This is a genomic window from Varibaculum timonense (assembly GCF_027694345.1).
GTDB lineage: Bacteria > Actinomycetota > Actinomycetes > Actinomycetales > Actinomycetaceae > Varibaculum > Varibaculum timonense_A.
The window spans coordinates 1-21144 of sequence record NZ_JAQEVU010000007.1 but is presented as its reverse complement, the minus strand read 5'-3'; the positions used below and the strand labels follow the sequence as shown (position 1 = coordinate 21144).

Annotated in this window: 16 protein-coding genes; 13 read left to right on the top strand and 3 right to left on the bottom strand. The window is 51.0% G+C overall.

Going from position 1 to position 21144, the window contains the following annotated elements:
- Positions 1-87 precede the first annotated feature (87 nt).
- From PG728_RS07030 to PG728_RS07015, 4 genes are all read left to right on the top strand, one after another.
- Complete coding sequence (locus PG728_RS07030) at positions 88-465, top strand: cold-shock protein (protein WP_072509233.1); 378 nt, start codon at positions 88-90, stop codon at positions 463-465.
- A 25-nt stretch (positions 466-490) separates the two neighbouring features.
- Positions 491-1264 (top strand): DUF3027 domain-containing protein, encoded by a 774-nt coding sequence (locus PG728_RS07025; RefSeq protein ID WP_270626657.1) that lies wholly within the window; start codon positions 491-493, stop codon positions 1262-1264.
- Between the two features lie 122 nt (positions 1265-1386).
- Positions 1387-2862 carry an NCS2 family permease gene (locus PG728_RS07020; protein WP_270626656.1) on the top strand — a complete coding sequence of 492 codons (1476 nt, stop codon included), beginning with the start codon at positions 1387-1389 and terminating at the stop codon, positions 2860-2862.
- Positions 2863-3013: 151 nt separating this feature from the next.
- On the top strand, positions 3014-3217 hold the full coding sequence (locus PG728_RS07015; protein WP_270626654.1) for a hypothetical protein: 204 nt from the start codon (positions 3014-3016) through the stop codon (positions 3215-3217).
- Between the two features lie 57 nt (positions 3218-3274).
- Here the strand turns inward: PG728_RS07015 and serC are convergent, their stop codons facing one another.
- Positions 3275-4417: a phosphoserine transaminase gene (gene serC, locus PG728_RS07010; protein ID WP_270626652.1), complete on the bottom strand. Its 1143-nt coding sequence runs from the start codon at positions 4415-4417 to the stop codon at positions 3275-3277.
- A gap of 162 nt (positions 4418-4579) precedes the next feature.
- On the opposite strand from serC, the gene PG728_RS07005 reads away from it, so the two are divergent.
- The 3 genes from PG728_RS07005 to PG728_RS06995 all read left to right on the top strand — a co-directional run bounded on the left by PG728_RS07005 (position 4580) and on the right by PG728_RS06995 (position 7383).
- The gene (locus tag PG728_RS07005; RefSeq protein ID WP_270626651.1) at positions 4580-5266 is read left to right on the top strand and encodes a metal-dependent transcriptional regulator; all 687 of its coding nucleotides are present in this window, start codon (positions 4580-4582) and stop codon (positions 5264-5266) included.
- Between the two features lie 266 nt (positions 5267-5532).
- Complete coding sequence (locus tag PG728_RS07000) at positions 5533-6285, top strand: C40 family peptidase (RefSeq protein ID WP_072509237.1); 753 nt, start codon at positions 5533-5535, stop codon at positions 6283-6285.
- Positions 6286-7146: 861 nt separating this feature from the next.
- Positions 7147-7383 carry a hypothetical protein gene (locus PG728_RS06995; RefSeq protein WP_270626649.1) on the top strand — a complete coding sequence of 79 codons (237 nt, stop codon included), beginning with the start codon at positions 7147-7149 and terminating at the stop codon, positions 7381-7383.
- Between the two features lie 496 nt (positions 7384-7879).
- Here the strand turns inward: PG728_RS06995 and PG728_RS06990 are convergent, their stop codons facing one another.
- Positions 7880-8950 (bottom strand): endonuclease domain-containing protein, encoded by a 1071-nt coding sequence (locus PG728_RS06990; RefSeq protein WP_270626647.1) that lies wholly within the window; start codon positions 8948-8950, stop codon positions 7880-7882.
- A gap of 853 nt (positions 8951-9803) precedes the next feature.
- Positions 9804-10046 carry a hypothetical protein gene (locus PG728_RS06985; protein ID WP_270626645.1) on the bottom strand — a complete coding sequence of 81 codons (243 nt, stop codon included), beginning with the start codon at positions 10044-10046 and terminating at the stop codon, positions 9804-9806.
- Positions 10047-10087: 41 nt separating this feature from the next.
- On the opposite strand from PG728_RS06985, the gene PG728_RS06980 reads away from it, so the two are divergent.
- From PG728_RS06980 to PG728_RS06955, 6 genes are all read left to right on the top strand, one after another.
- The gene (locus PG728_RS06980; RefSeq protein ID WP_270626644.1) at positions 10088-11257 is read left to right on the top strand and encodes an ATP-binding protein; all 1170 of its coding nucleotides are present in this window, start codon (positions 10088-10090) and stop codon (positions 11255-11257) included.
- Between the two features lie 200 nt (positions 11258-11457).
- Positions 11458-11643 (top strand): hypothetical protein, encoded by a 186-nt coding sequence (locus PG728_RS06975; RefSeq protein WP_270626643.1) that lies wholly within the window; start codon positions 11458-11460, stop codon positions 11641-11643.
- 567 nt (positions 11644-12210) lie between these two features.
- Positions 12211-12357, top strand: a complete 147-nt coding sequence (locus tag PG728_RS06970) for a hypothetical protein (protein WP_270626642.1) — start codon at positions 12211-12213, stop codon at positions 12355-12357.
- Positions 12358-12746: 389 nt separating this feature from the next.
- Complete coding sequence (locus PG728_RS06965; protein WP_270626640.1) at positions 12747-13031, top strand: hypothetical protein; 285 nt, start codon at positions 12747-12749, stop codon at positions 13029-13031.
- A 443-nt stretch (positions 13032-13474) separates the two neighbouring features.
- Complete coding sequence (locus tag PG728_RS06960) at positions 13475-13861, top strand: hypothetical protein (RefSeq protein WP_270626638.1); 387 nt, start codon at positions 13475-13477, stop codon at positions 13859-13861.
- Positions 13795-21144 (top strand): leucine-rich repeat protein (locus PG728_RS06955; RefSeq protein ID WP_270626636.1); only part of this gene is annotated, 7350 nt, incomplete at its 3' end. The genes PG728_RS06960 and PG728_RS06955, both read left to right, overlap by 67 nt.

Here is a 21144-nt window from a genome sequence, read left to right as displayed (position 1 = left end):
AATCCCCACTTTGCACTATCATATGCAAAGAAGTGGGTTACATGTTGCCTCATGTCACCTAGATTAAGAAAAAGTAGGGAGAAATCAGTGCCAACCGGAAAAGTTAAGTGGTTTGATGCCGATAAAGGGTTCGGGTTTATCACTGCGGATGACGGTTCGCAAGTGTTTTTACACGCCAGCGTGTTACCGGTCGGCGATAAACCTCCCTCGGCGGGAACGCGGGTAGAGTTTTCAGTTGCCGACTCACGCCGCGGTCCGCAAGCCCTATCGGTGCAGGTATTACAGCGCACGCCCTCGGTAGCAAAAAATCTGCGGCGCAAACCGAAAGACATGGTGCCGGTAGTAGAAGATTTGATTAAATTATTGGATGCTTCCTCTGGGCATTTACGTCACGGACGCTACCCAGATAACGGGGCAAAAATCGCGCAGCTGCTGCGGGCAGTGGCACAAGATTTTGATGCCTAGGAGCGTTTACATCAGAAAGACGCATATGAGTGAAACTAATCGACGGAAATCGGGAAAAGTAGATGCGATTCTCGCTGGTGCGATTGATATTGCCCTCCAGGGGCTTTCTCCGATTGCTAAACCGGAAGAAATCGGTAAACATTTAGCGGTAACTAGCGAGGGTGAACGGCTCGCTACTCACAGTTTTGAATGTTTGAAACCCGGATATCGGGGTTGGCATTGGGTAGCGGTTTTGGCCAGGGTTCCGCGCGGACGTAAAGCCACGGTTTGTGAGATTGATTTACTTCCGGGCGAGGACGCGCTGTTGGCTCGCCCCTGGGTTCCGTGGGCAGAGCGGCTGCGTCCTCAAGATGTTAAACGGGGTGACGTCCTGCCGTATGTTCCTGACGATGAACGTTTAGATCAGTCTTACCAGGACGCCTGCGCTGAGGACTTGGATAGGCGCACAGTAGAGGAGCTGGGGCTAGGGCGGGCACGGGTATTGTCAGCCGTGGGCAGAAAGCAAGCAGCTAAACGTTGGTATCAATCTGAACAAGGACCTGCCCGCCGGGGAATAACCCGTAAGAAAATGCCAGAAAATACCTGTTCCACCTGTGGTTTTATGCTTAAGTTGGCGGGTAGTATGCGCACCATGTTTGGGGTATGTACGAATGAATGGTCGGTTGATGATGGGCGAGTAGTCTCGGTAGATCACACCTGCGGCTCCCATTCAGAAACCGATGTGAAGATAGATACTTCCCCTTGGCAGCCCACTCCTGCGCGCCTGGATGAACTGGATGTGGAACAGGTCGATATTTAACCTTGCGCTCAAATCCCAAGAGCTAGAGTCATTGCGTGGGGAGATGCAACTAAGTTGCGCATAGCGGGCAAGATTGGGAAAAACCTGGGAATATGCCGATAATAGGGCAGTAAGTAACTTCTATGCCCTTTTGGGCGGATTGGACACTTATCTTGTCATCCCAAGACACGGCGCAAAAGCCGGCAAGTTCCCTTGATCGTTTCTTTAAAATCTCCGAGCGTGGCTCGACCATAGGGCGAGAAGTCCGTGGCGGTGTGGTTACCTTCTTCGCTATGGCATATATCCTGGTGGTTAATGCCGCAATCCTAGGAGTGGCAGCTCCTAAAGATATTAGTCAATCTTCGATTGCCGCCGGAACTGCACTGGTGGCGTGTGTAATGACCCTGCTGATGGGGTTAGTAGCTAACTTCCCGCTGGCGGTTGCTTCCGGTATGGGCTTGAACGCGGTGGTTGCCTTTACTTTGGCTAACCCCGAGGCTTTAGGGCTCAGCTATCAAGAAGCGATGGGGCTTATCTTTTGGGAGGGCGTGGCTATCACCATTTTGGTGCTGACCGGTTTTCGAGAAGCCGTGTTCAAAGCGGTTCCTGCCCAGCTGAAAACCGCGATTAGCGTTGGTATCGGGCTGTTTATCGCGTTTGTTGGTTTGCTCAATGCGGGGATTATTCGCCCCGGGGGAACTCCGGTGCAACTGGGGGTAAATGGCTCGCTTCTAGGTTGGCCAGCGCTGGTTTTCTGTGTTGGTCTGATTGCGATTGTGGTGCTTTACATTCGCAAAGTTCAAGGCGCGATTTTGATTGGAATTATCGGGGCGACCGTGTTGGCCTTTATTGTTCAGGCTTTGACCCATTTAGGCTCGCGCGCGGTTGATGAAAAGGCGCTGTCTGGTTGGGCGTCCAATGTTCCCGAGTTGAAGGGTTCCCCGATTTCTTTGCCTGATTTTTCCACTATTGGGGCGATTGATTTCTTTGGAGCCTTCACCAATCCCCATACCACCGCGGTTGGGGTAGTGCTCTTGATTTTCTCGCTAATGCTGGCCGACTTCTTTGACACTATGGGCACTATGGTGGCTGTTGGAGCGGGTGCGGATTTGTTGGACAAGGATGGGAATCCGCCCAAGACCCGCGAAATCCTGCTGATTGACTCGCTTTCCGCTATGGCCGGTGGTCTGGGCGGGGTTTCCTCTAACACCTCCTTTGTGGAATCTACCTCCGGGGTTGGCGAGGGCGCGCGTACAGGTTTAGCTTCAGTGGTTACCGGTCTGTTGTTCGCGGTTTCCATGTTTATTGCCCCGCTGGTAGAACTGGTTCCCTCGGAAGCGGCCTCTACTGCTTTAGTGTTCGTAGGCTTTTTGATGATGGTGAATGTGCGCGATATCGAGTGGACGCGCGCCGACGTGGCGATTCCGGCTTTCATGACCATCATGATGATGCCGTTTGCCTATTCGATTACGGTCGGTATTGGTTTCGGGTTCATCACCTATGTGGTGGTAAAGATTGCTTCCGGACGGATTGGGCGAATTCACCCTCTAATGTGGGTGGTTTCCGTATTGTTTATCATCTACTTCTGCCTAGGTCCCATCCAATCCCTGCTGTCATAGCCAGGATCTGAATATTTCCTAGATTTGCCTAGCAGTTTCTGGGGGTAATACCCGAATGGGTATTACCCCCAGTTATACTTTTATAAACGCTTTATTTGGGAAGTAGGGACTAGCCCGGAATTAGCTGTAATGATTATTGAAAGTGCAGATCATGAGGAAAGAATACGATTTTAGCGAAAGCCGGGCTAACCCCTATGTGGAACGTTTACGCAAGCCGGTGACCATAAATCTCGATGTTGCCAACATTGACTATTTCAAGTCAGAGGCTGCGCGCACCGGAGTTCCCTATCAAACCATCATCAATATGTATCTGACACAGTGTCGCACCCAGGATAAACACCTAGTATTTACCTAGCGGGCGCAGTTACACGGCAGGCGCTAGGGCTATAGGGTGCTAGAGACCGCACTAAGGTTAGAGGCGATCGATTACATAATCTAGGCAAGCTGTTAGCGCCTGAGTGTCTGCGACCTCGATATTGGGGAAACAAGCCACCCGGATTTGGTTTTGACCCAACGCGCGGTAAGGATCAATATCCACAATCCCGTTAGCCCGCAGCTGCGCAATCACCGTATCCGCATCAATATCTCTAAAATCAATCGTCACCACTACCGGGGACTGCTCAAGCGGATTCGAGATATAGGGGCAAACCTCGGGTCGGGAAGCAGCCCACTCATAAAGCACCGCCGAGGACTGGCGGGTACGTTTCTCCATAGCCGCTAGGCCGCCCTCTGCCAGCATCCATTGCACCTGGTCTTCCCATAAAATCAGATTGCCGATAGAGGGAGTGTTTAAAGTCTGATTCTTTACCGAGTTCTTCAGCGCCACCGAAAAATCCAGTACCGGCGGAATCCAGCGCCCTGACCCCGGAGCCTCTTTAATCTCCTGCGCCCGTTCCTGAGCAGCCGGAGAGGCCAGCGCCACCCACAGCCCGCCCTCGGCCGCAAAACATTTTTGTCCCGAAAAATAGTAGACATCGGTCTGGGAAATATCGACCTGCACCCCGCCCGCAATCGAAGTCGCGTCTACCAGGTTTAATCCTCCCGCGATCCTCTTTATCGGGCTGAGGGCGCCGGTAGAAGTCTCGTGCGCCGGATAGCAATAGGCGTCGATTCCCTCCTGCTCGCCGCGCAGCAGCGCAATGTCGCTCGCGGTTTCTTGCCCCTGCGCCCTCGCCGAGATGCCCCCCAGTTCAATCGCGGGGTCTTTAAGATGCGGCGCTCCGCTGACGGTCTGGGCAAACTTGGCGCCAAAAGAACCGAACACGGCATGGGCAGAGCGCTCCCTAATTAAAGAGGACGCCGCCACTGCCCAAAAAGTAGTTGCTCCGCCATTGCCGAGCACTACCTCGTAGCCGTCGGGAAGGGAGAACAATTCTTTTAGTCCTCCGCGCAGCGAACCCACCAGATTTTTAACTGGTGCTTGCCGGTGAGAAGTACCCATCAAGTCGCTGTCTGCCAGTTTCGCAAGGGAAGTTTTTCTTATTGAGCTGGGACCAGAACCAAATTTCCGGTTTTTGGGCAACAAATCTGTGGGAATAAGAACTGTGTTTTCCATAAAAGAAACGTTACTCCAGGTGCATAAATCGCCGCGAATCTGTCCTAAATATTCAATGTTCCATACTCTCGGGGTAATATATTCTCATTTATCGGGTTACCCTGGTGAAAGGTAGCGGCGGGGCAGTCGCATCCCGCGAACGACACAGTGTAAGGGGCATTTATGAGTGACCTGATTGATACCACCGAGATGTATCTGAAAACCGTCTACGAGATGCTAGAGGACGGGGTTCCGCCGCTGCGCGCGCGAATTGTAGAGCGTCTCGATCATTCTGGCCCTACGGTTTCGCAAACTGTTGGTCGAATGGAACGTGACGGTCTGCTTTATGTGGCTGGTAATCGCCGGATTGAATTGACAGAGCAGGGCGCTACTCTGGCTCGGGAAGTGGTGCGCAAGCACCGTTTAGCAGAGCGTTTGCTGCTAGATGTGATTGGTTTGGATTGGGTGATGGTGCACGATGAAGCGTGCCGTTGGGAACACGTGATGTCTGGTGCGGTGGAAATGCGTCTACTCGATTTGTTGCGTCATCCATCTTCCGATCCTTATGGGAATGTGATTCCAGACGATTCGAGTCCGGTAATAGGGGCGGGGGCTTCGGCTGCCCAGATTGTGGAGCAGTACGGCGGAATCGTTGATACCGAGGTTGTGCGGATTGGTGAACCTATCCAAGCTGAGACCAGGATTCTGGGTTTCTTCGCTGAGGCAGCTATTTATCCTGGTAAAGCGGTAAATCTTCAGCCTCAGGGTGTTCAGATCGCGGTGATGGGGGTAGACACCGAAAAAACTGTGTTACTGGACACGTCTTTGGCTCAGCACCTATTTGTTCAGGGTATCTCTGAACGAGATTAACGCTGTTTAAGCTTGGTTTTGGTCTGCAAAAATACCGGTTTTTTCGGGTCGTTTTTCTTATTTTAGAAACGAGGGCGAGTGCGCGTCTTTCTAGACAGGGGGCGCGCTCGCCCTTAAAAAATAAATTCTTCGTAACCAAAACGTGACATTTCGTTATCGAAGCATTATATTTAGTTACGACCGACCGCAAAGTAAAGCATCTCGGGTAGCTCTCGAAGGGTTTTACTGGTCAAACTGAAATAGACACCTAATAGGAGACCTAACACGTGACTTCTCAGAAACTTCAGGCGCGTCATCGCGCACCGCGCCGTCCCTCCACTCCAGTTTCTCAAGTTGCCCAATCCCTATTTTCTTCTGAAAATGGAAAACGTTTGTCGGCGCTCGCCGGCTCGGGGGTTGCCTTAACAGTGGTGGCAGCAGCCGCTATTCCCGCAGATGCTACTGCCGCGAAGCACGTTTCTACTTCTGTAGATTCGGCTCATCTCGCGCAGGGCGCGGTCGAAAAACTAACTGTTAATAAAGCAGTTTCATCTAACGTTGAGCAAGCTGGGCAGTCGGTAAGCGCGGCGACAGTTGCCGGTGCACCTGCTCCTGCCGCAGCTGCTAATGCTGCTGCTTCCGCTTCGCGTGCTTCCGAGCGTTCCTCCGCACAGGCTTCTGAAACTTTCGTAGGTCGCGACCTGGGCAAAGCTGATGGCACTGCCGTGGGGATTGCGATGCAGTATCGGGGAGTTAAGTACAAGTGGGGTGGCTCCACTCCCAGTGGTTTCGATTGCTCCGGGTTTGTTAGCTACGTTTATGCTCAGTTGGGCAAATCAGTGCCCCATTCTTCCGCCGCGATTAGTCGCATGGGAACCAGTCTTCCTCTTAGCCAGGCGCAGCCCGGTGACATTTTGTGGCATCCCGGTCACGTGGCTATCTATGTTGGTGGGGGAAAGATTATTCACGCCCCCAAGCCTGGCGACAGAGTTAAAGTGGCTCCGATTTATCGCGGTACCTGGAAAACTATTCGCCTGTAGCGACTGCTTTTCTGCCGGCTACGGCGGCGCGCTGGAGTAACTGCTGTTGCTGATATTCGGCGCTGGTCTGGATGTGTCACTTTCATGTGTGGGTGGCGTCAAAGTAATCTTAAGAAAGCAGCGCCGATAGATTCTTAATAGTTTTTGATGGTTGTGACCCGAGGGAATCCCTCGGGTCAAACTCATTTTTGCTACTTTCCTGCCCCTTTTTTAGTGATTCAGCAGCTTTCCAGCTACTTCCCTTTTTGTCTTAGGAGGGTGTTGATGTCTAGGGAGGGCGGAATGGTTGCTTGTGTCCTGAATCGGGAGGGCAGACCTGTTCTGGGAGGGTGTTTTTGTCTGGGGAGGATGGTGTTGTCGCGCGTTTTTCCTGGTCGCGTCTGTCTGCCTGACATTATCACCCTCCGAGGACGGAATCGCTTTCCCGGTTTGAGTAAATCCGCCCTCCCACAACAGAACTACCTTCCGGGGATAGAATCGCCCTCCCGCTACCGAATCGCCCTCCTGGTTTTAGTAAATGCACCGTTATTTGGACTTGATTCCTGAATCGGGAGGGCGGACCTGTTCTGGGAGGGTGGTTTTGAATCAGGCGGGTGGAACGGTCGGGAATGGTTGGTTGGGTTGGGGATTTGGAGGGTGGAACTGTGTTGGGAGGGTAGTTTTGTTTGGGGAGGGTGTTGTTGGCGCGCGTTTTTCCTGGTCGTGTTTGTCTGGCTGACATTATCGCCCTCCTGGTACATTATCGCCCTCCCGGTTTGAGCAAATCCGCCCTCCTGTTGCAAAATTGCCCTCCAGCAACCGAATCACCCTCCTGATTGACCGGGAGGGCTGGATTTTGCGGGTTTTGCCCGGATCGGGAGGGTGGTTTTGAATCAGGAGGGTGAAATCATCGAGAATCGTCTCCTGGGTTGGGGATTCGGAGGGTGGAATTGTATTGGGAGGGCAGTTTTGTTTGGGGAGGGCGGAATGGTTGCTTGTGTCCTGAATCGGGAGGGCGGATCTGTTCTGGGAGGGTGTTGTTGTCGCGCATTTTTCCAGGTCGTGTTTGTCTGGCTGACGTTATCACCCTCCGAGGACGGAATCGCTTTCCCGGTTTGAGTAAATCCGCCCTACGACGATCGAATAACCCTCCGGCGACAGAGCTACCTTCCGGAGACAGAATTGCCCTCCAGTAACCGAATCGCCCTCCTGGTTTTAGTAAATGCACCGTTATTTGGACTTGATTCCTGAATCGGGAGGGCGGACCTGTTCTGGGAGGGTGGTTTTGAATCAGGCGGGTGGAACGGTCGGGAATTATCGGTTGGGTTGGGGATTTGGAGGGTGGAACTGTGTTGGGAGGTGTTTTTGTCTGGGGAGGGTGGTGTTGTCACGCATTTTTCCTGGTCGTGTTTGTCTGGCTGACATTATCGCCCTCCCGGTTTGAGTAAATCCGCCCTCCGACGGTCGAATGACTCTCCGGCGGCAGAACTACCTTCCGGGGACAGAATCGCCCTCCCGCAACCGAATCACCGGTCAATCTTCTATCAAAAGGCTCTAAAAGACTCGAAAAGCCCTCACGCGCACATAAGCAACATCATGTAAGAATCTCATGTAATCACAGGTTAAGCCTGGAATTCCTTAAACGATACCAGGGCGGGATTGATACTCCATCCCATGCCGTACCCAGCCGGCTGCGCAAAAAGTTCGCAAATCCGAAAACGTCCGACACGTCCTCGTACGTAAAACGGTAAATATGCCATCCGAGCTTTTGTAGCTGACTTTGGCGACACTTTTCACCTTGAATTGCCGCGTAGGTCTGTTCAGGGTCGGCGCTATGATACTTCTGCATACCATCTATTTCGAAAGCTGTCCGAAACTTTGGAATCGCAGCGTCAAGGTAGTAGCTTTGGGCGGCGGAAACCTTGACTTCAAATTGTGGTATTAACCCTTTTACCTGCGCGAGTCGGCTTGCAAGGTGGAGCAATGATTCCGCATAACTTTCAAATCTTGGATCCATGTTGGCCAGGATTTCACGAGCCTGTGCAGCGCCAGTTTTGTTGCAGTATTTGTTGCCAAGATTAGTCATTTGTGCTTGTAACTGCGGGATTTGTTTTAGTAGTGCCTGCTGTTTGCTGCGATTTGCCGTCTCCCAACCAGTAATCAGCTTTTTGGCTGCCGAATCGGCGATAGCCTGCGCGTTTTCCGTAGGTAGACAAGCTGTGCAGTGGAGGGTGGTGGTTGCGAGGTCGGTGACGCGCAGATGGTGACCTAGATATTTCGTGTTGTCTTTTGAGACGTCAATTTTGTGGCAAATTAGGGGTGTCGGTGGCATTGGCGTGCGAATAGGCTGTCCGCTTGAGGTATCTAAATCTATCCATGCTGGTAAAAGTTTTTTCTCGAAATGGTGTCCTGCGGTGTGTATTGCGGTATCGGTTCGCGGCGAAGTCGCAGCTAAACCATGGAGCATTGCGGCGGTAACTCCAATATATATTGGTGGAGTGTTGCATCGTAGTGCGTGAGAAGCGATTTGCCCGAGTTTTACGTGGCGGATTCTTTTCCATTTGTCGGGCGAGTTCAGAGGTTTTATCACATGGCCTCGACCGACTTTTATTAGAGTTCCATCTGCTAGCGATTTATTGAGGACTTTTCTGCTGAAAGCTTGGGTACTAAATAGTTCTGGAAGCATGGATGTAGCTTGACGTGATTCGGGGTAAATGTCGTTTTTCTTGTTTTCTAGTAAGGATAAGTTTCTGCTATAGACCTCTGGGGATAAGTAATACTGGCAGGTAGAGTGAGCTTTTTACGCCTATTTGTCTGCGAAGCTGATTTTGTTTTACTACGGATTGTTGTCTTCGGAGCTATTGCATCTTGGTTTTTGGAGGGGAAAGAGGACGTGGTCTGGAGACGAAGCGCGGGGGGGTGCGGGGCGGTGGAGGCGGATCGGAGGAGTTGGTCGGAGGGCGATGGGTTAGGGATAGGGGATTGGGAGTAGCCTTCCAGGTAAAGAAGTTGGCAGTAATGTCAGGCTGATTCTCCTGCGCGGGAAACATCTTCTGCTTCCCAAATTGCCCTCCCGGTGTGGAATCGCCCTCCGGGTTTGGTGGGGACGGCTGGGTTTTGCGGGTTTTGGCTGGATTGGGAGGGTGATTTTGTCTGTGGAGGGTGGAACGGTTGCTTGTGTCCTGAATCGGCTGGGTTGGGGATTTGGAGGGCAGTTTTGTCTGGGGAGGACGTTATTGCCACGCATTTTTTCTGGTCGTGTTTGTCTACGTGACGTTATCACCCTCTGGCAACAGAATGACCCTCCTGGTGTAAAAACGCCCTCCGGGGACAGAATCGCCCTCCGGGTTTATTTAAAATCGCCGCTATTTGGGCTTGATAGGTGAATCGGGAGGGTGGTTTTGTCTGTGGAGGGTGGAACTGTTCTGGGAGGGTGGAATGGTTGGGTGGTTGATTAAAACTGCTGGTGGGGTGTTGCGGAATCGACCTCCGGGGACGGAATGCCCCTCCTGGTGCAAAATCACCCTCCCGCAACCTAATCACCCTCCAATAACCGAAACGCCCTCCCGATTGACCGGGAGAGCCTGATTTTCGGCGGTTTTGCCGGGATTAGGAGGGTGGTTTTGTCTGTGGAGGGTGGAATGGTTGCTTATGTCCTGAATCGGGAAGGCGGAATGGTCGGGGTGGGGAGATAGTTCATAAGCTTCACAAGCAGTCAAAAGTTCATTGATTTTATAAAACTCACAACCATTCATAAAGTTCATATAATTCATAAACTTCATAAAACTCATAAACTTCATAACGGAAGCGCTACAATGAAGCTATGGCGAGAAGCATCAACCCGTTCAAAGCGACTCTAGGAGCAACCCCGCCTTTGCTGGTAGGCAGGGAAGATTCGATAGAAAATTTTGCTGTCGCCCTAGAGGAAGGCCCTGGCACTCACGAGAGAATATCCCTCGTGGTGGGGCCGAGGGGGATTGGGAAAACAGTTCTTCTCAATGAGTTTGAAAAAGAAGCTAGGAATAGGGGTTGGCTGGTGCTTTCTGAAACCGCCACCTCGGGATTTGTGGAAAGGCTTCGCGCCAGTCTTATTAGAGAACTTTCCCAGGAGAAAACTTCTCTAGAGTCGATAAACCTTACAATTTTGGGGATTGGTGGAGGGGTTAATTGGCGAAAGGATGCCCCGAGGGAAAACAATTACACCCTCAGGAATGCGTTAGAGGATTACCTGACTTATAAGGGCGAACTTGACCGAAAAGCTAAGCAAGAGTCTACCGGGGTGCTTATCACTTTAGATGAGATGCATCACCGCAGAGGTGATGAGGTTATAGAGTTCGGAGCAACGATTCAACACCTCGTTCGAGAGGGCAGGGAGATAGCGGTGGTGATGGCGGGGATTCCGTCTTCTATTAAGCCGCTACTTTCGGCAACTATCTCTGGTCAAGGTTCCAATCCGGTTACGTTTTTAAGGAGGGCAGAAAGGATCAATCTCGCAGCTGTTAAGGACGAGGACGTGAAGCAGGCCTTGGAAGAACCGCTGGTAGGCTCGGGTGTTTCATGGGATAAAAAAGCGCTTGCTGAGGCGGTTGCGGCTTGTCATGGGTATCCTTTTATGATTCAGCTGGTGGGACAGTGGGCGTTTCGCCTAAGAGAAGGAAATGTCATAACGGAGAGCGCCGCTAAGGCTGGCATTGAAAAAGCTCAAGCAAAATTAGGATATTTGGTTCATGAGCCTGCTTTGGATGACTTGTCTGACATGGACAAATCGTTTTTGGTGTACATGGCGCAAGATGATGGTCCTTCTTCGATTTCGGATATTAAAAATAGATTGGGTCGAAGCGGTTCTTATGTAAGCAACTATCGTCGAAGGTTGATAGATGCGGAAATGATTGTTGAAGCTGGGCGTGCTCGAGTAGATTTTGCTCTCCCGTATTTGCGAGATTTTTTAAGGGAGCACGCGACCGCGTTAGTTGTAGATTCTGACGCAACTTAGGCAATGTGAATTGTCCGGGTTTTCTTTTAGTTCACTTGCTTAGATAGGAACCCTAGGACGCTTAGCGGAGCTCGGCAAAAAAGCCAAGTAAACAGGCTAAACGCAAAGCCTGGGGTGATGTTGTACCTAAGGCTTAACAGAAAAAGCGGGCGAGGGTGCAGCCTAGAGGGCGCGGGAATGATTAAAACTGCTGGTGGGGTTTGGCGGAAGTGCCTTCCGGGGACAGAGTGACCCTCCTGGTGCAAAATCGCCCTCCAGCAACCGAATCACCCTCCAATAACCGAAACGCCCTCCCGATTGACCGAGAGAGCCTGATTTTCGTAGGTTTTGCCCGGATTGGGAGGGTGGAACTGTCTGTGGAGGACGGAACTGTATTGGGAGGGTGATTTTGTACGTGGAGGGCGGTGTTGGCGTGTGTTTTTGCTGGTTGTGTTTGTCTGTCTGACGTTATCGCCCTCCGGGGACGGAATGACCCTCCGGGGATAGAATCACCCTCCTGATTGACTGGGAGAGCATGGTTTTCGTAGGTTTTGCCCGGATTGGGAGGGTGGAACTGTCTGTGGAGGGTGGAATGGTTGGGTGATTGATTGAAACTGCTGGTGGGGTATTGCGGAATCACCCTCCGGTGACGGAATTGCCCTCCTGGTGAAAAATCGCCCTCCGGGTTTGGTGGGGACGGCGGGTTTTGGCGGGATTGGGAGGGTGGTTTTGTCTGGGGAGGGCGGAATGGTCGGGAATTGTCGGCTGGGTTGGGGATTTGGAGGGCGGAACTGTTCTGGGAGGGTGGTTTTGATTCGGGAGGGTGGTTATGTCTAGGAAGGGTGGTGTTGGCGTGTGTTTTTCCTGGTCGTGCTTGTCGGTGTGACGTTATCACCCTCCCGGTTTATATAAATCTGGCGGTATTTGGGCTTGATTGCTGAATTGGGAGGGTGTTTTTGAATCGGGAGGGTGGAATGGTTGGGAATTGGGAGGGTGGAAATGTTGTTAAGGCGGTGGTGGTTGGCTGGATGTGTGCCTGGAAGTTTTGGGTGCGGGGGGGGGCGGTTTTTGCCTCGCGCCCCGAAATCCGTAAAAATGCTTTGTCATTTTTACGGATTTAACGCCCGAGCCTACCCCTCGGCATAAAACCGCTCCCCGCACTTCCTGCCGTTTCCGACATCTACCGTTGTCTGTATCTCGGTTCGAGGCTGGTTGGCTTGGGGATTGGGAGGGTTGTTTTGTCTGTGGAGGGTGAAATGGTTGAGGGATTTAATAAAACTGCTGGTGGGGTTTGGCGGAATCACCCTCCGGGGACAGAGTGACCCTCCTGGTGCAAAATCGCCCTCCAGCAACCGAATCACCCTCCAATAACCGAAACACCCTCCCGATTGACTGAGAGAGCCTGATTTTCGTCGGTTTTGCCCGGATTGGGAGGGTGGAACGGTTGCTGTGTTCTGAATCGAGAGGGTGGAATGGTCGGGGATTGTCGGTTGTGTTGGGGATTTGGAGGGTGGAACGGTTCAGGGAGGGTGATTTTGTCTGTGGAGGGCGTTGTTGTTACGCATTTTTCCTGGTCGCGTCTGTCTGCCTGACGTTATCACTCTCCGGCGACAGAATCGTCCTCCGGGTTTGGTGGGGACGGCTGGATTTTGCGGGTTTTGGCGGGATTGGGAGGGTGGAACTGTCTGTGGAGGGCGGAACGGTTGCTTGTGTCCTGAATCGAGAGGGCGGAATAGTTGGGAATGGTCGGCTGGGTTGGGGATTTGGAGGGTGGAATGGTTGGGTGGTTGATTAAAACTGCTGGTGGGGTTTGACGGAAATACCCTCAGGCGACAGAACGACCCTCCTGGTGCAAAATCGCCCTCCGGGTTTGGTGGGGACTGCTGGTTTTTGGTGGTTTTGCCTGAATCGGGAGGGTGGTTTTGTCTGGGGAGGGCGGAACGGTATTGGGAGGGAGTGAATCGAGAGGGACTATTAGACGTGCCCTCTGGGAGCCCCGCCCACTAACGTCCAACATTATGGCGCTACAATAAATCTGGTGGGACTTAGGTCGCTGTTTTGTTCGCTATTTATCGCTTTTAGCTGTGGGTTTGTTATTTCGCGGGGGGGGGGTGGCTTATTCGCCTTTAGGTCGCAGGTCACTTTCTAGATCTCGCTTGACAGTCGTTCCTTAGAGCGAAATAATGATAAAAGGGTTGTCGGTTAATGAGGATAAACCGACTGTTTCCTATCTTTTGCGTGAGTGAGGTTACCGTGAGGAACGAAAAGCATCGGCTACCTGCTGCCGAGGTTGTTAAGGGCAAGGGACGTATTAGTCGTCAAGCGGTGGCGTTGCTTTCGGTTCTTGGTTTAGCGTTTTCTACTTTGTTGGCGGTTGTGCCTTTGTCGGCTCCGGCTGTGGAACAGGGGGGGCAAGTTCTGCTGCCGCTTCTGCTTCGGGTGCTTCGAGTAATGGCAAGGGTTCGGCGGGCAGCGCTAATAAAGGTGACAGTCCAACTTCCGGGCGGCTTGATTTTCGGGAGGCTGGTTCTGGTGCTGCTGGGCGGGCTTCGGGGCCGTTGCGTGCGGGCGCTAGTCCTAGTGATGATCGTTTTACTTTTAATGGGACGGAGCTTACTGGTCTGACTGATAAGGGCAAGTCCGCGCTGAAAGCTAATAAAGAACTGACTGTCCCGGCGGGTACTACTAAGATTGCGGAGGGCGTGTTTTCGGGGCTGAAGCTGACTAAGGTTACGTTGCCGGGTTCGGTGACTGAGGTTGCTGATCGTGCCTTTTACGATAACGAGATTACGGGGCTTGTGGCGCCGGGTTTGAAGATTATTGGTGAGGGCGCGTTCCAGAAGAATAAGCTCGCCGCTTTTGAGTCTTCCACGCTGACTACTATTGGTGAGGGCGCGTTCAGCGATAACGACCTGAAATCGGTAAAGATTAAGAGCGCGCCGGTTACTGTTATTTCGGCGAATGTTTTCCGTGATAATCAGTTGGAAACGGTGGACCTGCCAGAGACAGTAACTGAGATTGGCGCTAGCGCGTTCGCTAATAACCAGCTCCAGGGAATTACGCTTCCGTCTAAGCTGGCGAAAGTCGGGCAGGAAGCTTTTAGTGGTAACCAGATTGAGAAAGTAAAGATTCCATCTACTGTCACCGATTTTGGTCCGGAAGTGTTTGCGAATAATAAGCGTTGGGTGGTGCTGGAAAAGGCTGATGGGCAACAATCGCTGCCGAGCGCAGTAAAGTCCGAAAAGTACAAATCCGGGTTTGGTCAGGTGGCTGCGGGGGATGCGGTCTCGATAACGGTTAAGTTTATGGAGCAAAAACCGGATGGTTCACTGGCTCAGTTGCGTAGCCCTGAGGTTTTGCAAAGTGAGTTTACGGAGCCGGATGGGGTTTATTTTGCGGGTCAGAAGAATACGGTTAAGGCTCCAGTTTTGGCTGGGTTTGCGGCTGTTAAGGAGGCCGAGGAGATTACCCCAACGGTGGGTGGGGATAATACGGTTACGTTTGTTTATAAGCGTACTGATTTTTCGCCCACTATTACTGGTGAGGTTAATAAGCATTTAGCTAACGGGGCTGACGGTACTACTGCGGCTTTACTTAAGGGCGTAACGGCTAAGGACGTTGAAGGACACAATATAACTAACCTGTTGAAGGTGTCTCCGGAGAGTGTGGATACTTCGGTGGAGGGTGTGACCCAGGTTTTCTATACGGTTACTGATGCTAAGGGGCGTTCTAAGACTGTTAAGGGTAATATCGCGGTTGGCCCGGACTGGCCAGAACAAACCATCTGCCCAGGATGGCAAGTAAAAGACTTCGTATACGGTGATCCCCTAAATTCCAGGAATCTGGAAATTCTTCGAGGTTTTAGTGCTAGCGGGAAAGAAAAACATAAAGCCGGAAAAACTAAACAAGCCTGGTGTTGGCCCGCATTCGGAGACAAAGGACAACCAATAAAAACTATCTACCAGTCTGCATTCCAAAACCTAGGTTTAACCCGCCTACCAGATTCTTGGGAAAACATCTCCACAATAGACATACAAGCGTTTAAAGATAACGAGATTACGCAGCTCCCCGCTTCCTGGGGAAAGGTGGATTATATACGGCAAGAGGCTTTTAAGAATAATAAAATTACGTCTTTGCCTGCTTCCTGGGGGGAAATATCACAGATAGGTTCTAGTGTTTTTGAGAGTAATCAGATTTCGTCTCTGCCTGCTTCCTGGGGGGAAATATCACAGATAGGTTCTAGTGTTTTTGAGAGTAATCAGATTTCGTCTCTGCCTGCTTCCTGGGGAAAAATAACAGTCATTTCAGATCGGGTATTTTATAGAAATAAGCTCACTCGTTTACCGGATTCGTGGGGTAACGTTACCTATATTGGCGAACAGGCTTTTTCGGCTAATCAGCTGGCTTCCCTGCCTGCTTCCTGGGGGGATGTCCTCCAGATTAAAAAAGGGGCTTTTGGCTATAATAAGCTGGTTTCCTTGCCGGATTCTTGGGGAAAAATTACCACAATTACTGATAATGCTTTTATTCGTAATGAGCTTGTTACTTTGCCTTCCTGGGGGAAGATTAGCGGTATCTGGAATAGCGCTTTTGCCTATAATAAGCTGGTTTCCTTACCGGATTCTTGGGGGAATGTTTCTGTCATTAGTGAAAGTGCGTTTGAGTATAATCAGCTTTCTGCTTTACCGAACTCCTGGGGGAGAATAACCCGAATTAATAAAAATGTGTTCCTAAAAAATAACTTAGTCAGGTTACCGGATGATTGGGGTAGTGTAACTTTTATAGATAATGGAGCTTTTAGCCACAACGAACTAACCTCGTTACCTGAGTCTTGGGGAAAAGTTACCACAATTAATGAATATGCTTTTGGGACTAATGCGATAACCGAGCTTCCTGATTCTTGGGGTGAGGTAGCTACTCTGGGCAGTGCGGCATTCAAAGATAATAAAATTACGGCTTTGACTGCTCCGTGGGGAAAAATTACCTCGTTGCCGTATGAGGTTTTTAAAAATAACCAGATAGCTTCTCTGCCTGATTCTTTTGGGAGTGTCACCGAAATTGGTGCACAGGCATTTTTCTCTAACCAGCTGGAGGCCTTGCGGGCATGGGGGTCGGTTACCACTATCAAGTATGGTGCTTTCACTGCAAATAAACTTAAAGTGCTGCCTTCCTCCTGGGAAAACGTTACCACCATAGAGAAGTGTGCTTTCAACGGGAAGAGCGTCTACACCTATCGTTTTGATGAAGGTGATAAGAATGTTTATCGTTGTAGTTCTAGTATGAATCCTCAATCTAATGAAAATCAGATTCAGGCTTTACCGGCTTCTTGGGGCAAGGTTAAAACTATTGGTATTGAGGCATTTATGGGCAATGCGATTACCGGTTTGCCTGATTCTTGGGGGCAGGTAGAATCTATCGGTGCGGAGAGCTTTAAAGATAACAAGATTAAGCAGCTAACCGCTCCTTGGGATACTTTCAGCAAGATTCCCACGGGTGCGTTTATAAATAACGACATAGTTACTGTGCCCTCCTCCTGGGGAAATATCACCGAGATAGGCAGGAACTCTTTCCAGGCTAACCGGATAGCTGCGCTCCCGCCCTCTTGGGGGGATGTGAAAGATATAAGGCCTGGCGCTTTTGCTAATAACGCCCTAACTGCCCTGCCTGATTCTTGGGGAAACGTTGACGCCCTCGGGTTTTACTACCGCGATGGTGACAATCCCTATCCGGTCTTCGGCAATTATGTGGGTAGCTATAACAGTGCAGTTAAAGAAATCGATGCCGATAAAGCTAAGAATAAAATAACTTCCCTGCCTGAATCTATTGGTAAGCTCACTTATCTTGGTGATTACGTGTTTCCGTTTGATATGCCGTCTGGGCAGGTGATTACGGTTCCGGATACTCCTTTAGAGAAACCGAACTCGGATTTGAAGCATCCTACTAACCGTTTAGAGCTGGCGGTGTTGATGCTTTCCGACATTGACTACGGCAGGGATGGTTACCCTCCCAACGCTACTTATGCGGGTTTGCGCGGACCTATCTATTTGCGGCCAGAGTCCGGCAAGAATCCGGACAATATTAAAGGTTACGCTAATGATGTGATTATCTTGGTGGATACCAAGGTTCATGCTGAATATATCGGTCCGGATGGTCAAAAACTACATGCCGATTTGGACAAGGTAGTTAGCAGTAAAGATGGTGACTCCAACAATAACTATACGCTGACTCCTCCGGTTATCCCGGGCTATAGTATTCCGGACAGTCAAAGTGTTCCCCTGACCGGTGAGGATCAAAACCTGACTTTTAGGTATGAAAAACTCCCTGCTGAATATAACGGAACCTATGCTCGCCTGGATTTGGTTGGTCGTTTAACTAACCAGGCGCAGGACTCAGAAGGTAACTATCCGGAATCTAATGTTTTAGAGGACGAGATAGGGCAAAAACTACGTACCGACCTTACCTATGGTGGGGACGCGGGGGCTTCCGTGTTAAAGAACGGGACAATCCGTCTAACCTATGATCCGAGCAGGGTAGAGTTCGTGGAGGCGGGTTTATCTGCTAGTTCGGCATTCAAATCAGTAAAAGTGGTTGCGCCCGGAGTTCTAGAAGTAACCCTAGAGAAGAACTTTGATTCCAAACGGCGGGTTACTATCCCTATTCACTGGCGATTAAAAGAGCGGGTCACGCCCTCGGATGGTAGTTACCCGGTGAACGCGCTTTTGATAGATAAAGACGCAAACGGTAAACGGTATGTGGTTAAACCCAACCCGGCTTCTAAGCCGGGGCCGGTGAACCTGCAAGGTCACTATTTGCTGCCCACCTTTATAAAAGATGCTGCCGGGTGCAGCTTGGGGGTGTGCCGTGACTATGATGATGACGAAAACGGGGATGTTAAAACTAGCGGTAAAAACGCGGTCACCTTTACGTTCGGGGTTAAAAAAGACCTGTTCCGTAACGTGAAAGGTTACAGTATCACTGATCGTTTGCCTCAATACGAGAAAACTGATGGGTCAAGTGCTCGTGCCCAGTTCGTGGCAGAAGAAAACCCTGGCTGGACGCTTGGGGAGGACGGGGTGACCCTGACCTATACGGACAAGGCCAAGACTATTCACAGCGAATATGCTGGTCTGGGTAATCTAAAACTTCATTTCCCGGGGGCGAAGAAGCAGAAACTCATTAATAACACTGCCAGTTTCATCCTCACCCCCGAGCAGCAAGGTCCGAATGAACCCGTGATAACGGGGGCGGCAGATACTCGTTTCAGTTTCTATAAACCTATGGAGACCACGCCGCCGGGAACCCCGCTTACTAAAGTGGCGGATGGTCCGCATTACCGAAACGGCTATCCGGTTATCTATGACACGGAGCACGATCGTTCCCAGGAAATCAATTGGAGTGTGCTTACCGAAAACACCTCCACTATTGCTAGTCCCCTAAACCTGAGCGACTATGACCTGGATACCCGGTTGCAGTACACCGGGATAACCCCTGACCCGGTATTTGTGGGCGGCAAGTTAGAGATACTTTCCTCTACCGGGGCAGTCGATAAAGTTATATATTCGCAGAAGATCACCGGTCCCGGGCGGATTGAACTGCCGGCAGAACTCACCGAATATGAAGGGGTGTGGCTACGGTGGATTAGCACCCAAAAGGTGCAACCCACGCAAAGAACCACTACCAAGATTCACACCAAGTTCCGCAATCCCGGCTCGGCGTTATGTCAAGAGCTTAAATGTGAATCCGACCTGCGTAATAAAGTGCAGGGCGGAGAGCGCATCAAAGAAGCTAATATCGAGGTGCTGCCCGAGGGTAAAATCTTAAAAGCCCGTAAAGAAAACACTTTCGATAAGCTCACCCTGGTTGGTAAAACCGGTGTTTACACGGTGGGTGCCGAGATTGAAACCGATTATGGTGATCCCTTGACCGCGTTCGAGCTGTTAGATGTGCTGCCTAAAGGGTTAGATGTGCAGCGGGTTGTTCTCACGAAACAATTCGCGCAGCTGCCAGGGGCACGTTACGAGATTGTCTCCAACTGGAATAATACGGGGCGGCAAGCGGTTCGTTTCCTGGCCGACCAGGTAGCCACTCCAGGGGATGTTTACAGTGTCGGGCAGCTAGAGACCATGATTTCGACGCGAGTACCCGGCGGGGACATGGTTAATGAAGCATTCGCTCGTTCCCAAGGCAAAGTGCGTTACCTTAACAAAGTAGAAAATGACCCGGTAGCTGGGGCAGGTACTTGGTCAAAGGCTGAGAACACCACCAAGGTTTCAGTCGGAGACGAAATCTATATTTCTAAGCGGATTCGCGAACGTAAAGCCGGAGCCGAATGGGTAAACGAAATCCAGACCGTGGCGGGCGCAAAATTTGATTACCAGTTGCGGTTGGGATACGGGAAAACCCCCGAAGAAAACCCGGTGATATACGATTTGTTGCCGGTAGCGGGAACCCCAGCTAGACCTGGCTCCACCCTGATAAACCAGTATGATTCTGCTGGTCAGATTAGTTTCGAGATGGCAGACGGTACTGAGGCTAAAGGTTGGCAGACTTTCTATACCTGTGATACGGGTATAGCTAAAGACAAGCTAGCGGACGCTAACTGGCATAACAGTCCGTGTGGGGCGGTTACCGGTCTAAAATTCCAAAATACTACCCCTCAAATCGCGCGGAGCGAGACGAGGATAACCGTCCCCATGATTGCCGGTCCTGCGGGTGCAGATCCGCGTTCCCAAGCGAACTTGGGTAAAAAGGCGATTAACGATTTTTGGAATATATCTACTTCCCACGAGGGTAAATTAGAGTCCAACCCGGTGATTAACACCGTGGTTCCTCCGGCAGTCGATATCGAGCTAATGAAATACGGTTGGAAAGCCGAGCCGGGACAGGCGGCTCAAAAGAAAGCTTTAGCTGGGGCGCGCTTTGGGTTATTTAATAAAGAGGGCGTGCTGGTTTCTTCTGTCCTGTCTGGCAAAGACGGGAAAGTAAAGTTTACGGGCGTGCAAGCCCTGCCCGGCTGGGTGGTGCGCGAGCTAGATGCCCCCGTTGGTTACCAGGTTAGCGATAAAGCGCTAGTGCTATCGGCTAACGACTTTGCGGGCAGTAACTATGATGCCACCACCGGCACATACCGCATTACCCTACCCGATGTCATTAACTTCGGTCATTGGCAGCCGATTGAGCCGGTTACTGGTACCGCAGAGTTTAAGAAAGTGGACGCCCTCGGTAAGCCCTTGGCGGGTATTGAATTCACGATCACCCCGCAACCGGTGCGACAGAACGATGGCACCATGTTTGTGCCGAACTCCGCTCCGATCACGGTGCGTTCCAACGATGACGGTGATGTAAAGTTCTACAATATCCCTGCTGGTAAATGGAAGCTAACGGAGAATGTGGGTGATAGTCATTTGCAGCCGATCGCTCCGATTGAGTTTACGATTAGTCGTTGTGTCACGTCATGTACTAACTTGAACGGTCAGAATTTGACGTTCGGCATCGGGGATCTTGGCCTGATTTTTAACGATAAAGGCGCGGTGTCTTTGTCGAAGTTGGGTGTGCGGGGCATGGCCGGTAAGGGTAAGGCTTTTGGTGAGTGGCAGCGCGGTGATGGCGTGGTTAAGGCTGGTGCTTCTTTTAATCTTTATAAGGGTAAGGGGACTGGCACGCTTGATAGGTCGGTGACTACCGAGGGCACGTCTGGTAGCGTGCTGCTGGATAATCTGGATGTTAATCAGGTTTATACCTTGGAAGAGACTAAGGCTCCTGAGGGTTATATCAAGAATAGTGAGCCATTGTATTTCCAGGTTGGCGCGGATGGGCGGCTTTTGGACGCTGACGGTAATCTTTTGCTTGAGCAGCGTGAGTTGTTGGTTCCTAATGAGGAGTCGAAGAAGGAGTCCTCGATTGTGGTC

What these genes read in the sequence shown, in the direction of transcription:
- PG728_RS06970 (WP_270626642.1), top strand. Translation starts at nt 12,211, where the DNA reads ATGGTTGGGAATTGGGAGGGTGGAAATGTTGTTAAGGCGGTGGTGGTT.
- PG728_RS06990 (WP_270626647.1), bottom strand. Translation starts at nt 8,950, where the DNA reads ATGCTTCCAGAACTATTTAGTACCCAAGCTTTCAGCAGAAAAGTCCTC.
- PG728_RS07020 (WP_270626656.1), top strand. Translation starts at nt 1,387, where the DNA reads ATGCCCTTTTGGGCGGATTGGACACTTATCTTGTCATCCCAAGACACG.
- PG728_RS07025 (WP_270626657.1), top strand. Translation starts at nt 491, where the DNA reads ATGAGTGAAACTAATCGACGGAAATCGGGAAAAGTAGATGCGATTCTC.
- PG728_RS07005 (WP_270626651.1), top strand. Translation starts at nt 4,580, where the DNA reads ATGAGTGACCTGATTGATACCACCGAGATGTATCTGAAAACCGTCTAC.
- PG728_RS07015 (WP_270626654.1), top strand. Translation starts at nt 3,014, where the DNA reads ATGAGGAAAGAATACGATTTTAGCGAAAGCCGGGCTAACCCCTATGTG.
- serC (WP_270626652.1), bottom strand. Translation starts at nt 4,417, where the DNA reads ATGGAAAACACAGTTCTTATTCCCACAGATTTGTTGCCCAAAAACCGG.
- PG728_RS06985 (WP_270626645.1), bottom strand. Translation starts at nt 10,046, where the DNA reads ATGAAGTTTATGAATTATATGAACTTTATGAATGGTTGTGAGTTTTAT.
- PG728_RS06980 (WP_270626644.1), top strand. Translation starts at nt 10,088, where the DNA reads ATGGCGAGAAGCATCAACCCGTTCAAAGCGACTCTAGGAGCAACCCCG.